This is a genomic window from Mesorhizobium sp. M7A.F.Ca.ET.027.03.2.1, from assembly GCF_003999175.1.
Lineage (GTDB): Bacteria > Pseudomonadota > Alphaproteobacteria > Rhizobiales > Rhizobiaceae > Mesorhizobium.
The window spans coordinates 1-15,799 of record NZ_RZOM01000021.1; the positions used below are offsets into that span (position 1 = coordinate 1).

Consider the following 15,799-nt stretch of genomic DNA (forward strand, 5'->3'; position numbering starts at 1 on the left):
CGCCTGGAACGACGCTTCGTCCAGCGTCCGGTCGAGACCGGGCAGCACGATGGCGCCGCCGGGCAGGCGCGCGATGGCGGCAAGCAGTTCGGCCGTGGCGGGTATCGACCCGGTCGAGCCCGCGGCGATAACGGGGCCAGCGGGCGGATTGCGCAGCAGCCGCGCCGCCTCGGCGCGGATCAGCGCGCTGCGATGCGCGGCCGGATTGGAGCGGTCGCTTTCCGCGAGGAATTTCGGCCAGGCTTCGGTGACGATGCCGAGGAATTCGAGCGTCACCTGCCACCATCCGGCAAGGTTGCCGGTCACCAGATCGGTGAGCTTGGCCCAGTCGGTGCCTTCCGTCTCGATCTCGTCCATCAGCCGGGCGAGATCGCGCGCCAGCCAGATCGCATCGGCCGTGGAAGCCGGGATGACGATCTCCTCGGCGAAAAGGGCGGCAACATGCGCCGGCAGCCGGCGTTTCCAGGCGCGCACCAGCGGCGTCAGCAGCAACAGGCGTTCGGTTGCCGAAATCGGCGGCGCGAGATCGATGGCTGCCGATGCCTCGGTCTCGAACGCGGCCTCATCCTCGTCAAACTCGCCGAGTGGCCGGATGACCGGCAGGATTGCCGAGCCGCCGCCGCCGCGTGCCGCGAGGCTGTCGACGAAGACACCCCGCAAGGCACGCGCGGCACGGCGTGTCGGCACATAGATCGTGACATCGGCCAAAGCGAGCGGTTCGCCGTCAAATCGAAAACCCGGAACAAGACGACCGGCAAGCAGCGCCTCGGCAAGCGTCGGCAGAAACGGCGCTCCGGGCGGGATCGAGAAAACGCGGCTGGAGCCGCTCATTGCGACTCGATGAGCACACCGGCGACCGCCGCTTCCGCGAGCGGTACGGCATCGGGCGTGCCGACAGTGATCCAGTGGCCATGCATGGGCATGCCGAACAGGCGCCCTGCGGCGATGGCGGAATCGAAATAGGCGTTGAGCGAATGCGGCCCGGCCGGTGCGCCCTTGAACAGACGTCGGTGGACGATCGCGGCACCGGCATAGATCAGCCCCGCCGGATCGCCTTTCGAACGCCGCAAGCCGCCACCCGGCGCCATCAGGAAATCGGTGCTGCCGCAGTGTCCGGTTGCTTGATGGAGGTTGGCCAGCATCAGTAAGATATCCATCTTTGCGCCATTCCATGCATGGGCAAGACGGAGAAGGTTAGATACGCCGCTCTCTATCCAGAATGTATCGGCGTTGAGTACGTAGAAACGTACCCCTAGGTTTGGTAGCGCCTTGACGATGCCACCGGCGGAATCAAGTAGGCCACTGCCTTCATCGGAAATGACAATTCTTGGGGTGTTGCGTTCGGCGACATGAGCTACGACCTGTTGCGACAGATGATGGACGTTGACGACGGCTTTCTTGACGCCGGCCTCGGCCAGGCTGTCCAGGCCTCGGTCGAGCAAGGTTTTGCCGGCGATTTTGACCAAAGGCTTGGGGATCGTGTCGGTGATTGGCCGCATGCGCTTGCCAAGGCCGGCCGCGAGCACCATGGCCGTCGTTGGCACCAGCCGCCCATCCAGTTTCTTCAGACCCAGATCGATTACTTCCAAGTCACCGTTCCTCCAGCAGTCCATTTGCGTCGTAGAACTCGCGCAGGCTTGCCAACGCCGGATGAGACAGGGCCCGGCGCAGATAATCGCGGATGCGCGGCAGGTGCTTCAGATAATAGGGCTTGCCGTCGCGTTTTTCGAGGCGGACGAAGATGCCGAGGATCTTGGAGTTTCGCTGCGCCGCCATAATGGCGTAGGATTCCAGGAAGCTTGCCTCGTCGAAAGCCCCAGCTGCGTGGCGCGCCGCGACATAGGCATCCAGCGTCTGTTTCTCGATCTCGGGCGACATCGTAACACGCGCGTCCATGGCGAGCGAGGCGACGTCATAGGCGCAAGGGCCGATCAGCGCATCCTGGAAATCGACGATGCCTAGCCGATCATGCCCGGAACGGTCGCCGCGCCAGATGATGTTTGGCGAATGGAAGTCGCGCAGCATCAGCGTGACCTCGCGGCCTTGCAGCCGGTCGAGGAGCGCATTCCATTGCTTGTGGTAACCGGCGCGCAAGCTCTCGCTTGCCGGAGCGCCAGTGATTGCCGGCACGTACCAGTCGACCAGCAGATCGGCTTCGATCATCATGGCGTCGCGGTCGAAAGGCGGCACCTCGTGGAAGCCGCCGTGCCCTGTTTCCAGGCGCTGCGGCCAGGCCCTGCCGTGCATCATGGCCAGCAGCTCAGCCGCCACCGCACAGCGCTCGGGCAGCGGCTGGCCATCAATGTCGAGAAACCCTTCCGAACCAAGATGTTCGAGCAAAAGGAAGCCTTGCTCCTGATCCTCGGCATGGATCTCCGGAACGCTGACGCCGCCTGCCTTCAAGGCGCGGTCGATGGCGACGAAAGCGGAGACCGACTGGGCGGTGTGCGCGATCTCGGCATAGGGCTTGCCGTCGCGAACCGGCGCACCGAGCACCAGCCGTGGCGAGTTCATCAGCACTTGCGGCTTCTGGTCCGGCAGCGAAACGATCTCATAGGAGCGGGCTGAAGCATCGCCGATGAAATGGCGGCGCTGCGCTTCCCCCCAGCCTGCGTTCACGAGAAAGTCGCGCATGGCCAGTGACCGTGCCGCCCGATCGAAGGCAGCGCCCTGCCCCGACAATCTCGCCAACCGGCCATCGCCATGCTGGACGAGCTCGATCAGGATCGTGGTTTTCGGCAGATGGGCTTCCGCCCGCTCCGGCCATTCGACCAAAGCAGCACCCTGCGCCAGGGCTTCGTCGAACCCAAGCTCATCGAGCTCGTCCGCCGAGGACAGGCGGTATAGATCGAAATGATGGACCGGAATGCGGGTGTCGTAGCTCTGCACCAGCGTGAAGGTCGGGCTCGGAACGTCGAGGCCGGCATCGTCGGCCAAAGCCCTGATCAAGGCGCGCGCCAGCGTCGACTTGCCGACGCCGAGATCGCCCTTGAGGGCAAGCACATCACCCGGGCGCAGCGACAGCGCCAGATCTTCGCCCAGCCGTGCTGTCTGTGTCTCGTCGGCGAGTGAACGCTCCAGCAGCAATCCCGTCATCGAGCGCGCTACTCGGCCGCGGCGCGGATGCCCGGCATGTCGGGAAAGGTGCAGATGACGGTCGTGCCCTTGTCCTTGCCGGTTTCGATGCGAACGCTGCCGCCATGCAGCTCGACAAAGCTCTTGACGATCGACAGGCCGAGACCGGCACCGCGGCGACGGCCGCCATTGGCGCGCGGCTCGAAACGGCGGAACACCGAATCGAGCACATCCGGCGGCATGCCGGGACCATCGTCATGAACCGAGAATTCCACCCCATCCGCCAGATGGCGGCATGTGAGCCGGATGATGCTGGCTTCCGGGGCGTAATTGGCGGCGTTGCTGAGCAGATTGTAGAGGATCTGGCGGACGCGGACCTCATCGCCGTGAAACGTCTTCGGCGCCGCGATGGCGTCCACCTGGAGACTGATCGAATGCTCTTCCAGCCGGTCGGCCACCAGTTCGGCCGCAGCGGCGATGGTGCGATCGACCTGCACCTCGGAAATGTCGAGCTGCATGATGCCGGCGTCCACCGTCGCCAGGTCGAGTATGTCGTTGACGATGGTGAGCAGGACCGAGGAGGACGAGCTGACATGCTCGACATATTCGCGCTGCTTCTGCGTCAGCGGACCGGTCGTGGGCTGCGACAGGAGTTCGGTGAAGCCGATGATGTTGGTCAGCGGCGAACGCAGTTCATAGGAGACGTGCTGGACGAATTCGTTCTTGAGCTGGTCGGATTTTTGCAGCGCCTCGTTCTTGTCCTTCAGCGCCCGCTCGACATGGACGCTGTCGGTCACGTCGACGAAGGTCATCATCACCTGCCCGTTGGGCAGCGGGATCATGGCGTAACTCAGCACATTGCCGTTGTTGAGCTCGGTCTGTCCGTGGCGGTCGCGGCGCTCGTCGTCAAAGCCGGTGATGGCGGCAACGAAGCTGGGCCAGGGGCTGTCCGCGGCCTGCCGGTCGCAGAGGTCGCGTATCGTCGACACGTGGACACTGGGCTTGGCCGCTTCACCGCTCAATCCCCAGAGAGTGGCAAAGGCAGGATTCGACAGCCGGAGCCTGCCGTCGGGTCCGAACACCGCCACGCCTTCGGCAAGATTGTCGAGCGTCTCGCCCTGAACCCGCACGGCTGTCTGGTAGCGGCTTTCCAGGTCCATCTTCTCGGTCAGGTTCTCGAACACCCAGGTCACGCCGCCCTTGGGCTGCGGATTGGCGACGACGCGAATGGTCTTGCCGTCCGGCAGATGCCACCAATGTTCCTGGGATTCGACGGCGCGATAGGCGCCGAGCAGGCCTTCCTTCCAGCGACGCCATTCAGGCTGTTCGGCGATCTTGCCCTCGCTGCGCAGCCGGTCGAGCAGCAAGGCATTGTCGGGTGCGCTGTGCAGGAAGCCGGCGTCCAGCCCCCAAAGCTTCTGGAAGGCTTGATTGAAGAACCGCAGCTTCTCGTCGGTGTCGAAAATGGCGACTGCCGTGTTGAGCTGGTCGAGCGTGTCGGCGTGGCTCCTGACGGTTCGTTCGTATTCGCCGCGAACGGTCTCGATGGCGCTGGTATCGCAGGCAAGGCCGGCCGAGCCATCGCTGCCGGCAAAATCGGTGACCGCGAACACACGGCGGTCACCTTCGATCACGGTGGACAGCGACTGCTCGAAAACCGGATGCGTCTTGTGCTGGGTGGCAATCGCATCGCGCGCCTGGCCGCCGAGGAACTCTTTTTTCTCCCGGACCGCGGCTTCGGCATTTTCGGCTTCGACGGCATCGGCATAGGCGCGGTTGACCCACTTCAGCCCGCCATCCTCGCCGCGGAGCCACGCCGGCATGTTCAGCGCGTCGAGCAGGCCGATCATCGTGTCGTGGTCGGCGGCCAGCCGCTGGTTCTCGATCTTCAGCCTGGCCTGGCTGCGCTGCGTCTCCGAGAGCGAGACGAAACGCACGAGCACATGCGCGGCACTCTTGCGGCCATGCACTTCGAGCGGCGCGCCGGCCTGCGATTCGATGACGAGGTCGAAGGGTTTGGCCTTCTCGCGCAATCCCGCGACGGCATGTTCGAGTGCCGCCGCCGAACGCGGCATCAGCCAGCGGCCGAAAGCGAGAAAAGCGGCCCTATCCTCGGGAGCGCCGCTTTCGACGGGCAATGTGCCGATAAGCTCGGGCTTCTTGTTTTCCGCGGCCCAGACGACCACGCGCTGGTCGCGCAGATTGAGCAGCGCCTCGGAGCGGCGGAGCGCCGCGTTGATGTCGGCGAGGCGGCTCCTGAGTTCGACATTCTCCGCCGAGGTGCGGGCTCTTTCGCGGATGAGAACGATGGCCGATATCAGTGCGGCACCCGTCACGCCGACGAACACGGCAAGCTGCATGACCTCGATGGCGCTCACCGACAGTCCCGCGACGCTGGCAGCAGCGGTTTCGGCATGCGCGACGGCGCCAGCCAAGGGGCCCGCGAGCGCGGAGGTGGCAAGGAATGTCGACGCACGGGCGCGCCAGGACAGGCTCCCGCCTTCCAGGGCGGAGCCAGCAATCCCCGAATCGTCATGGCCGCCGGAAACGGCCCGTCCCGCTCTGTGCGGGTGTTGCCCCGGCATGTCTTGGTCCTCTCCGCCGCCTGAATGCAAGACCGCCCTGATGCGTGCCTCTCTTGACCCTCTCGGGCTGGAAGCATCGCCGAATCACCTGACAATAACCCCTCGCCGAATCGCCGTGAAGGCTGATGGCGCGCAAAAATAAGGCCGGGCGAAAAGTCAATCGCCCGACCTCAATATCTGGTAGTAATTTTAGCTTTGGTTAATAGCGGTAGTGTTCCGGCTTGAACGGGCCCTGCGGCGTGACGCCGATATAGGCGGCTTGTTCACCCGACAGTTCGGTCAGACGGGCGCCGAGCTTGTCGAGATGCAGGCGCGCGACCTTTTCGTCGAGATGCTTGGGCAGGACATAGACCTGGTTCTCGTACTGGCCGGGCTTGGTGTAGAGTTCGATCTGCGCCAGCACCTGGTTGGTGAAGGATGCCGACATGACGAAGCTCGGGTGGCCTGTGGCGTTGCCGAGATTGAGCAGCCGCCCTTCCGACAAAAGGATCATCCGCTTGCCGTCCGCGAAGGTGATCATGTCGACCTGCGGCTTGACGTTGGTCCATTTCAAATTGCGCAGCGCGGCGACCTGGATCTCATTGTCGAAGTGGCCGATGTTGCCGACGATGACCATGTCCTTCATCGAGCGCATATGGTCGAGGGTGACGACATCCTTGTTGCCGGTGGTGGTGATGACGATGTCGGCGGTGGGGGCCGCATCTTCCAGCGTGACGACTTCAAACCCGTCCATCGCCGCCTGCAGCGCGCAAATCGGATCGACCTCGGTGACCTTGACGCGGGCGCCGGCGCCCTTGAGCGAGGCCGACGAGCCCTTGCCGACGTCGCCATAACCGCACACGACAGCGACCTTGCCGGCCATCATCGTGTCGGTGCCGCGACGGATGCCGTCGACCAGCGATTCCTTGCAGCCATATTTGTTGTCGAACTTCGACTTGGTGACCGAGTCGTTGACGTTGATGGCGGGGAAGGGCAGCAGGCCCTTCTTCTGCAGCTGATAGAGCCGGTTGACGCCGGTGGTCGTCTCTTCGGTGACGCCGCGGATCGCCGCCTTCTGCTTGGTGAAGAAGCCGGGCGAAGCCTTCAGGCGCTTCTTGACCTGGGCGTAGAAGTATTCCTCTTCCTCGCTCTGCGGGTTGGACAGCACATCCTCGCCGGCCTCGGCGCGGGCGCCGATCAGGATGTACATGGTGGCATCGCCGCCATCATCGAGGATCATGTTGGAGAGGCCGCCGTCGGCCCACTGGAAGATCTTGTCGGTGTAGTCCCAATACTCCTCGAGCGACTCGCCCTTGACGGCGAACACCGGGATGCCGGCTTCGGCGATGGCCGCGGCCGCATGGTCCTGGGTCGAGAAGATGTTGCAGGAGGCCCAGCGGATATCGGCGCCCAGCTCCTTCAGCGTCTCGATCAGCACCGCCGTCTGGATCGTCATGTGCAGCGAGCCGGTGATGCGCGCGCCCTTGAGCGGCTGCTTGGGACCGAATTCCTCACGGCAGGCCATCAGGCCCGGCATTTCGGTTTCGGCGATCTCGAGTTCCTTGCGGCCCCAGCCGGCAAGCGAGATGTCGGCGACCACATAGTCCTTGCTACCCGTCATGGCAGTACTCCGATGCGAATGTTGTGCTTGCGAATTTGTTGCGGGCACGCCCGCGCCGGTCGGCGCGTCGAAGGGCGCGAATTGCCGGCCTGACTAGCAGATCGGAGCAAGGACGACAATGGGATATAAAGAAATCTTTATCCCTGCATGTCTCTCAGACACGCATCGGCGCTCTACCTGATCAGCATTCCTCGCCAAAGCGGGACGCCACCAGCTGCTCCAGGGCGTCGATGACCTGCCGGGCTTCCGGCCCGCTCGCGGTGACGCGGATCGAATAGCCGGGGCTTGCCGCCAGCATCATCAGGCCCATGATCGAGGTGCCGCCGACCTTGACGCCATCCTTCTCGACATGCACCGAGGCATCGAAGCCGCTGGCCAGCTGGACAAACTTCGCCGAAGCGCGCGCATGAAGGCCACGTTGGTTGATGATGGGAAAATCCCGGACAATTTGGTCTTTTTCCGGGGACAGCGCGGTCATTTGCTGCTCAGGAGCTGGCTGGCGACATTGATGTATTTGCGGCCGGCGGCCTGAGCCTCATCGAGCGCGGCGGCCATATTGTCGCCCTTGCGGATCGAGGAGAGCTTGATCAGCATCGGCAGGTTCATGCCGGCGATCACCTCGGTGCGGCCGGATTCCATCACCGAGATGGCAAGGTTGGAGGGCGTGCCGCCGAACATGTCGGTCAGCACGATAACGCCCGCCCCGGTATCGACACGGGCAACAGCGTCGACGATGTCGCGGCGACGCTGCTCCATATCGTCGTCGGCACCGATCGCCACGGTTTCGAAATTGTCTTGTGGCCCGACGACATGTTCGACGGCATGTCGGAACTCGGTGGCCAGTTGACCGTGCGTTACAAGCACGAGTCCGATCATTCTTTGGTGGCTCCCGTCATCGCCGCTTCACAGGCGCATTTTATGCTCGCCAGCCAATCCAGGCGGCGGGAGCGCTATCTTGTCGACGCACGGCCCGTTGACAAGCCCAAAATTGCGCAGGCACATGCCATTTTGACGCATTGCAGCAAAAAACCCGGAACGGATCATAGAAAAGGCGCGATCGACAGCCGCGCCATCACGACCGGCAAGGCGGCAGCGACGTTGCGTTCGACCGCATCGATGCGCGGCACCCGACAGCCGGCGATGCTGGTGTCGGCATCCTCCTGAAAGCGTGCCGTTTCACCGGCCGGCGTCAGGCGGACATGCAAGTCGACAATGGCGGCGGGCTCGAACGGCACCGCTCGCGGCCCGAGCCCAGGCACCTCGACGAGGCCTTCTATGGTGGCGGGAGCGCGGCAGAGAAGCCGCCCGGCATGCGCCTCGACAAAGAGCTGATCGTCACCGACGAGCCGCGAGAACAGGCCGCGCTGGCGACAATGATCGAGGAGGGCCAGCGCCAGCGTCGTCTTGCCCGAACCGGAGGCTCCGGTGACGAGAATGCCGCGCTCGCCGATCAAAACCATTGTCGCGTGAATGTTTTCAGGCTGCACGATCATGCCTTTAAATGAAGCATGAACTCTGGACGAACGAAACCGTTCGTCCGAGAAAACCGATTCCCATTTTTCGGGATCATGCTTCGGCCGGCAACGTGACCACGAAACGCGCGCCCTTGATCTCGCCGGGTTTGGTGCCGGGGATGTTCTCGGCGGTCAGCGTGCCGCCATGGGCTTCGACGATCTGCCTGGATATCGACAGGCCAAGGCCCGAATTCTGGCCGAATGCCTCGCCGGCCGGCCGGTCCGTGTAGAAGCGCTCGAAGATGCGGTCGATGTTGTCGGCCCGGATGCCGGGGCCATTGTCATCGATGGTGACGATGTTGAACTTGCCGGCACGCGCCAGCGACAGGCTGATGTGGCCATGATCCTCGGGAACGAAGGAACGGGCGTTCTCGATCAAATTGGTGATGACCTGGCCGATGCGCAGATCATGCCCGACGACGACGTAGCCGTTGACGCCCTGCGGCAGTTTGGCGGCCTTGAACTCGATCTCGACCGCCTTCTTGTTACGCGTCGCTTCGCGCGAAACGGCGACCAGATCGGTGATGAATTTCTTCAGGTCAACCGTCCCCGCATCTTCACGCGCGAGTTCCGCGTCCAGGCGCGATGCGTCGGAAATATCGGTGATGAGCCGGTCCAGCCGCCTGACATCGTGCTGGATGATATCCATCAGCCGGCCGCGCGAATCGTCGTTCTTGGCCAGCGGCAAGGTTTCCACCGCGCTGCGCAGCGACGTCAGCGGGTTCTTCAGTTCGTGCGAGACATCGGCCGCGAAGCTTTCGATCGCCTCGATGCGGGCGTAGAGCGCGTTGGTCATGTCGCGTATGGCGATCGACAGATTGCCGATCTCGTCCTGACGGTCGGAAAAATCGGGAATTTCCTCACGGCTCTTGACGCCGCGCCGCACCCGCACCGCCGCCGCCGACAGCCGGCGCAGCGGATTGGCGATGGTGGAGGCAAGCAGCATCGACAGGATGGCGGTGACAAGCGCCGCGATACCGAAGACGCGCAGGATCGCCTTGCGCTCGGCAGCGACGATCTTGTCGATGTCGCCGCCTTCGGTCGACCGCATCAGCACGCCCAGAACAGCACGAAAGCGCTGGATCGGCACCGCCACCGAAACGATCTGCTCGCCCTGCTCGCTGACGCGCACGATGGTCGACGGGCTGCCGGTGAGAGCCTTGACCACTTCCGGGAAAGCGGCGCCATTGCCGCCCGGCTGCTCGTGATAGACCGGCAGCTCGGTGTTGCGGAAGAAGTCGAAGACGAATTTCTGGATGCGCTCGACCAGATCGGGCTCTTCCTCCTCGACCGGCGGCAGGTCGTAGCGCAGGATCTGGCCACGCGAATAGAGGTGGCGTGAATCGAGCAGCAGATTGGCGTCGCGGTCATAGATGCGGGCGCGGGTCCTGGTCGGCGAGATCAGCCTTCGCAGCACCGGGGCGACGCGCTCCGGGTTGATCGGGAAGTCGAGATTGTCGAGCTGGTCGGAGCCCGGCCCCAGGCTTTCGCCGGCCTGCAGTTCAAGCAGCTTTTCCGGGTCGATGCTGATCGAATCCGTCTCGACCGTCGCCGACGCGGCGATCGCACCGGCGATGATCTCGCCCTGGGTCATCAGGCTTTCGACGCGGGCGTCGATCAGCCCGTCTCGGAAGGTGTTGAGATAGAGGATGCCGGTCACCAGGACGGCGAGGCCGGCAAGGTTGAGGAACAGGATACGCCGCGTCAGGCTGGAAAAGATATGATGGCCAAGGAAGCGGCGCATCGGCACCGTGATCTTCGAGACGAAGGACGGCATGATCCGCGACGGCCGCCTGGAGGCGCCCGCCGGTCTTGTTCGCTGTGCTTCCACTGCCATCGAATAGCAGCTCCCGCCTAGTCCTTGGCCTGATGCATGTCGTTGTCCCAAAACCGGGACCACTTTTGGGCGACATGGATTACCTTGCTTTGATGCATGTCGGCATCCCAAAACCGGGACCACTTTTGAGCGACATGCATCATTACGCTTCGCGGAACCGGTATCCGACTCCGTAAAGGGTTTCGATCATCTCGAAGTCGTCGTCGACGGCCTTGAACTTCTTGCGCAGCCGCTTGATGTGGCTGTCGATGGTGCGATCGTCGACATAGACCTGTTCATCATAGGCCGAATCCATCAGCGCATCACGGCTTTTTACGACACCGGGACGCTGCGCCAGCGAATGCAGGATCAGGAACTCGGTGACGGTGAGCGTCACCGGCTCGCCTTTCCAGGTGCAGGTGTGGCGCTCCTGGTCCATGACGAGCTGGCCGCGCTCGAGCGAGCGGGCCTGCTGGCTTGGCGTCTTGGCGGCAGCCTCGCGGGCACTGGCGCGGCGCAGCACGGCGCGCACCCGCTCGACCAGCAGGCGCTGCGAGAAGGGTTTGCGGATGAAATCGTCGGCGCCCATCTTGAGGCCGAACAATTCATCGATCTCGTCGTCCTTGGAGGTCAGGAAGATCACCGGCAGGTCTGACTTCTGGCGCATCCGGCGCAGCAGTTCCATGCCGTCCATGCGCGGCATCTTGATGTCGAGGATGGCAAGGTTCGGCGGGCGTGCCGCCAGGCCTTCTAGCGCCGACGCACCATCCGTGTAGGTCTCGACGCGATACCCCTCGGATTCCAGGGCGATCGACACCGATGTCAGAATGTTGCGGTCGTCATCGACAAGCGCGATTGTTGCCATTTCAAGCGGCTCCCTCATGAGCTGTCCCTTCTGTCGTAGAGAAGGGGCTTTTGCAGGACAAATTAGGTACAAAATGTGGCATAGGCCTTGTCCGCTGTCACGCGCGGCATGCCGGCGGCCACAATCCTACCTCGACATGGATTGGACGAACGTACATCGCCAATCCTTTGGGCAACCGCGAAACTTTTTGCACATATAAACGATTTAAACAACTTTCAAAATATTTAAATCGATTAATGATTTGATATCATTTGCCTTTTCTGGTTCTGACCATCTCAGCCCGCGTAGTGGGCGTGCTGGAAACGTGCCGGCAAAGATGCGGCAAATCCAAGAGGGACACTCGATGTCGGAAGTCGGCAAACGCAATTCCGCCTGCGCGATCGATCATATCGGCCTGAAAACCACCGGCGTGGTGCGCTATAATTTCGGTGCGGCTGCCCTTTATGAGGAATCGATCCGGCGCGGCGAAGCCCGCTTGACCGCACATGGCGCGCTGGTCGCCGAGACCGGACAGCACACCGGCCGCTCGCCCAAGGACAAGTTCGTCGTCCGCGATGGCGCCACCGAACCACATGTCTGGTGGGACAACAACAAGGCGATCTCGCCGGCCCAGTTCGACACGCTGCTCGCCGATTTCCAGGCGCATGCCGCGGACAAGGATCTATACGTCCAGGATCTGGTCGGCGGCGCCGATGCGGAGTCGAGGCTGCCGACCAGGGTGATCACCGAATTTGCCTGGCACTCGCTGTTCATCCGCAATCTGCTGATCCGTCCGGATGCCGCCGAACTCGAACAGTTCGTGCCTGAGATGACAATCATCGACCTGCCGTCCTTCCGCGCCGATCCCCTTCGTCACGGCAGCCGCACCGAAACGGTGATCGCCGTCGATCTTTCGCGCAAGATCGTGCTGATCGGCGGCACCTCCTATGCCGGCGAGATGAAGAAGTCGGTGTTCACCATGCTCAACTATCTGCTGCCGGCGAAAGGCGTGATGCCGATGCATTGCTCGGCCAATGAGGGTGCGGCCGGCGACGCCGCCATCTTCTTCGGCCTGTCGGGCACCGGCAAGACGACGCTCTCGGCCGATCCCTCGCGCACGTTGATCGGCGACGACGAGCATGGCTGGGGACCGCACGGCATCTTCAATTTCGAAGGCGGCTGCTACGCCAAGACGATCAAGCTGTCGGCGGAAGCCGAGCCGGAAATCTTCGCCACCACGCAGCGCTTCGGCACGGTGCTGGAAAATGTCGTGCTCGACGCTGATGGCGTGCCGGATTTCAACGACGGAAGACTGACCGAGAACACACGCTGCGCCTACCCGCTGGACTTCATCCCCAATGCCAGCAAGACCGGCCGCGCCAACCATCCCAACAACATCATCATGCTGACCGCCGATGCGTTCGGCGTGATGCCGCCGATCGCGCGGCTGACCCCGGCGCAGGCGATGTATCATTTCCTGTCCGGCTACACCGCCAAGGTGGCCGGAACCGAAAAGGGCGTGACCGAGCCCGAAGCGACGTTTTCGACCTGTTTCGGTGCGCCGTTCATGCCGCGCCACCCTTCCGAATACGGCAATCTGCTGCGCGAGCTGATTGCCCGCCACGGCGCCGATTGCTGGCTGGTCAATACCGGCTGGACCGGCGGCGCCTACGGCAGCGGCAAGCGCATGCCGATCAAGGCGACGCGCGCCTTGCTTGCCGCCGCACTTGACGGCTCGTTGAAGACGGCCGAGTTCCGCACCGACCCTCATTTCGGTTTCGAGGTGCCGGTGGCTGTGCCTGGCGTCGACAGCGCCATTCTCGACCCGATGATTCTGGACCCCCGGGCGACCTGGGCCGACAAGGCCGGCTACGACCGGCAGGCGGCAAGGCTGGTCGGCATGTTCGCCGTCAATTTCGAGAAATTCGAAAGCCATGTCGATGCCGTGGTGCTGGGCGCCGCGCCGCGCATGCAGGAAGCGGCAGAGTAATCGCACCACAGGGTTCAGCTTTCGTTAAAAGGCCCGGTTCGATCGGGCCTTTTCTTTTTCGATCCGCCGCGCCATGACTGCGGCATGGCGAGCGACGACAACATCATCATATCAGGCGATGCGGTGATCCATCCGGGCGACCTGCACGAGGATTTCATCCGCTCGTCCGGTCCCGGCGGCCAGAACGTCAACAAGGTGGCGACGGCGGTGCAACTGCGCTTCGACGCGGCCAACGCAACGGGTCTGTCGGAGCGCGTGCGCGAGCGGACGATCAAGCTTGCCGGCCAGCGTGCCACCAAGGACGGTGTCATCGTCATCGAGGCAGGCCGCTTCCGCACCCAGGAACAGAACCGAGCCGATGCGCGGGCACGGCTGACGGCATTGGTCGCCAAGGCCGCCGAACCGCCACCGCCGCCGCGCAAGAAGACACGGCCGTCGAAGGGTGCCGTGGAACGGCGGCTGAAGAGCAAGGCCGGGCGCGGCACGATCAAGAAGCTGCGCGGCCGGGTGGAGAACGATTAAGCACCACACCAATCACGCGCAAAACGACTTCCCATTTTGGACCGCAGATGCAAAGTTCAACCATTGCCATTAGCAAGGGAGACCCAAGGATGGGCATGTTCGATTTCGTCAAGAGCGTCGGCAAGAAACTGGGCATCGGCGGTGACGACGAAGCCGCACCCACGGCCGACACACTCAAGAAGGAGCTCGATTCGCACAAGCTCGGCACCGATGGCGTCCAGGTCGTCGTCACGGGCGACACGGCGGTGCTGAAGGGTGTGGTCAAGGACCAGTCGATCTTCGAGAAGGCGGTCATCGCCGTCGGCAACACGCTCGGCGTCTCCAAAGTGCAGGCGGACGAATTGCAGGTCGCGCCAGCACCTGGCACGGCCGCCGCCCCCGCCAGGGAGCCCACCTTCTACACGGTGAAGAAGGGCGACAATCTCTGGAAGATCGCCGAGAAAAGCTACGGCAAGGGCCAAGGCGTCAAGAACACGGTCATATTCGAGGCCAACAAGCCGATGCTGACCCATCCCGACAAGATCTATCCGGGCCAGGTGCTGCGCATTCCCGACCTCGCCTGATCGGCGGCTGCCAATTCGACAAGAGCGGCGGCTTTCGGGTCGCCGTTTTCATTTGATCGTGACATTTTACGGTTCCGAACCATCCAAGAGGTAATCGAATCCGTGCTCGTCCTGCCCAAAGGCGTCCGCCACATGCCGGCCTACCTGTCGCGCAGCGCGCAGGAAGAGCTGGTCGACGAGGTGAGACGGATCGTGCAGCAGGCGCCGCTGTTCGTGCCGGCCATGCCGCGCACCGGCAAGGAGATGAGCGTGCGCATGACCAATTGCGGGCCGCTCGGCTGGGTCACCGACAAGGAGCACGGCTATCGTTACCAGCCGGCGCATCCGGTAACCGGGGCGCCTTGGCCGCCAATTCCGGATGCGCTGCTCGACCTGTGGCGCGAGGTCTCGGGCTATCCGCACCCGCCGGAAGCATGCCTCATCAATTTCTACACGCCGGACGCAAAAATGGGCCTGCATCAGGACCGCGACGAGACCGATCTTTCGGCGCCGGTCGTCTCCGTCTCGCTCGGCGACGACTGCTTGTTCCGAGTCGGCCAGACTACGCGTGATGGCGCCACCAAGTCGTTCAGGCTGCAAAGCGGTGACGTCGTGGTGCTCGGCGGCGAGGGGCGGCTGTGCTTTCACGGCGTCGATCGGATCTATCCCTCGACCTCGGCGCTGCTGAAAAACGGCGGGCGGATCAATCTGACGCTGCGGCGGGTGACGGAGCCGGCCGTCACAGCTTCCTGAGCGCCACTTCCTCGATCAGGTGGTCGGCGCCCTTGCGCAGGATCAAGTCGGCGCGGGCCCGCGTCGGCAGGATGTTCTCGCGCAGATTCTTCAAATTGATGTTGGTCCAGAGGCCTTCGGCGATGGCGCGCGCGGAACTCTCCGACAGCTGCGAATAGCGGTGAAAGAAGGAGTCCGGGTTGCGGAAGGCGGTCTCACGCAGCCGCATGAAGCGGGAAATGTACCAGTTGTGGATCAGCTTCTCTTCGGCATCGATGTAGATGGCGAAGTCGAAGAAGTCCGACAGGAAAGGGACGATCTTGCCGTCCTGCGGCAGCTTGCCGGGCTGCAGGACATTGATGCCTTCGAAGATCAATATGTCGGGCCGGTCGATGGTGACGAACTCGCCGGGAATGACGTCATAGGTCAGGTGCGAATAGACCGGCGCGCGGACATCGGGCAGCGCCGACTTGATGCCCGACAGGAAGCGCAGCAGCGCGCCCACATCGTAGCTGTCGGGGAAACCCTTGCGCTCCATCAGGTTCTCGCGGCGCAGGACCTCGTTGGGCAGCAGGAAGC

Annotated in this window: 14 protein-coding genes and 1 pseudogene; 4 read left to right on the forward strand and 11 right to left on the reverse strand. The window is 63.3% G+C overall.

Features of this window, described 5'->3' with window-relative positions:
• The 10 genes and pseudogenes from EN750_RS02155 to EN750_RS02205 all read right to left on the reverse strand — a co-directional run.
• Window positions 1–831, reverse strand: a pseudogene (locus EN750_RS02155) (double-strand break repair protein AddB); the annotation flags it as partial.
• Complete coding sequence (locus EN750_RS02160; protein WP_189526008.1) at window positions 828–1,529, reverse strand: nucleotidyltransferase family protein; 702 nt, start codon at window positions 1,527–1,529, stop codon at window positions 828–830. The gene EN750_RS02160 and the pseudogene EN750_RS02155, both read right to left, overlap by 4 nt.
• Window positions 1,530–1,590: 61 nt before the next feature.
• Window positions 1,591–3,096 (reverse strand): tRNA (adenosine(37)-N6)-threonylcarbamoyltransferase complex ATPase subunit type 1 TsaE, encoded by a 1,506-nt coding sequence (gene tsaE / locus EN750_RS02165; protein ID WP_127395507.1) that lies wholly within the window; start codon window positions 3,094–3,096, stop codon window positions 1,591–1,593.
• 8 nt (window positions 3,097–3,104) lie between these two features.
• Window positions 3,105–5,660: a PAS domain-containing sensor histidine kinase gene (locus tag EN750_RS02170; RefSeq protein WP_127395508.1), complete on the reverse strand. Its 2,556-nt coding sequence runs from the start codon at window positions 5,658–5,660 to the stop codon at window positions 3,105–3,107.
• 199 nt (window positions 5,661–5,859) lie between these two features.
• Window positions 5,860–7,260 carry an adenosylhomocysteinase gene (ahcY, locus tag EN750_RS02175; RefSeq protein ID WP_023810629.1) on the reverse strand — a complete coding sequence of 467 codons (1,401 nt, stop codon included), beginning with the start codon at window positions 7,258–7,260 and terminating at the stop codon, window positions 5,860–5,862.
• 181 nt (window positions 7,261–7,441) lie between these two features.
• A complete protein-coding gene (locus EN750_RS02180) occupies window positions 7,442–7,738 on the reverse strand; it encodes an HPr family phosphocarrier protein (RefSeq protein ID WP_027039963.1) in 297 nt (98 codons plus the stop codon).
• The gene (locus EN750_RS02185) at window positions 7,735–8,136 is read right to left on the reverse strand and encodes a PTS sugar transporter subunit IIA (protein ID WP_010912939.1); all 402 of its coding nucleotides are present in this window, start codon (window positions 8,134–8,136) and stop codon (window positions 7,735–7,737) included. Before EN750_RS02185 ends, EN750_RS02180 begins: the two co-directional genes overlap by 4 nt.
• A 164-nt stretch (window positions 8,137–8,300) precedes the next feature.
• Complete coding sequence (locus tag EN750_RS02195; protein WP_127395509.1) at window positions 8,301–8,753, reverse strand: HPr kinase/phosphorylase; 453 nt, start codon at window positions 8,751–8,753, stop codon at window positions 8,301–8,303.
• A gap of 73 nt (window positions 8,754–8,826) precedes the next feature.
• Window positions 8,827–10,611: a sensor histidine kinase gene (locus EN750_RS02200; RefSeq protein ID WP_127395510.1), complete on the reverse strand. Its 1,785-nt coding sequence runs from the start codon at window positions 10,609–10,611 to the stop codon at window positions 8,827–8,829.
• Between the two features lie 142 nt (window positions 10,612–10,753).
• Complete coding sequence (locus EN750_RS02205) at window positions 10,754–11,455, reverse strand: response regulator transcription factor (protein WP_013528337.1); 702 nt, start codon at window positions 11,453–11,455, stop codon at window positions 10,754–10,756.
• 343 nt (window positions 11,456–11,798) lie between these two features.
• Here EN750_RS02205 and EN750_RS02210 point away from each other — a divergent pair, with 343 nt between their 5' ends.
• The 4 genes from EN750_RS02210 (at window position 11,799) to EN750_RS02225 (ending at window position 15,241) form a co-directional block, all read left to right on the forward strand.
• Window positions 11,799–13,424 carry a phosphoenolpyruvate carboxykinase gene (locus EN750_RS02210; protein WP_127395511.1) on the forward strand — a complete coding sequence of 542 codons (1,626 nt, stop codon included), beginning with the start codon at window positions 11,799–11,801 and terminating at the stop codon, window positions 13,422–13,424.
• A gap of 84 nt (window positions 13,425–13,508) precedes the next feature.
• Window positions 13,509–13,946 (forward strand): alternative ribosome rescue aminoacyl-tRNA hydrolase ArfB, encoded by a 438-nt coding sequence (gene arfB, locus EN750_RS02215; protein ID WP_023810634.1) that lies wholly within the window; start codon window positions 13,509–13,511, stop codon window positions 13,944–13,946.
• Window positions 13,947–14,035: 89 nt separating this feature from the next.
• A complete protein-coding gene (lysM, locus tag EN750_RS02220; RefSeq protein ID WP_127395512.1) occupies window positions 14,036–14,509 on the forward strand; it encodes a peptidoglycan-binding protein LysM in 474 nt (157 codons plus the stop codon).
• A 102-nt stretch (window positions 14,510–14,611) separates the two neighbouring features.
• Complete coding sequence (locus tag EN750_RS02225) at window positions 14,612–15,241, forward strand: alpha-ketoglutarate-dependent dioxygenase AlkB (protein WP_127328524.1); 630 nt, start codon at window positions 14,612–14,614, stop codon at window positions 15,239–15,241.
• Here EN750_RS02225 and coaA read toward each other — a convergent pair.
• Window positions 15,228–15,799, reverse strand: a 572-nt coding sequence (coaA, locus tag EN750_RS02230) for a type I pantothenate kinase (RefSeq protein ID WP_127395513.1), incomplete at its 5' end; no start/stop codon positions are given. The genes EN750_RS02225 and coaA overlap by 14 nt on opposite strands.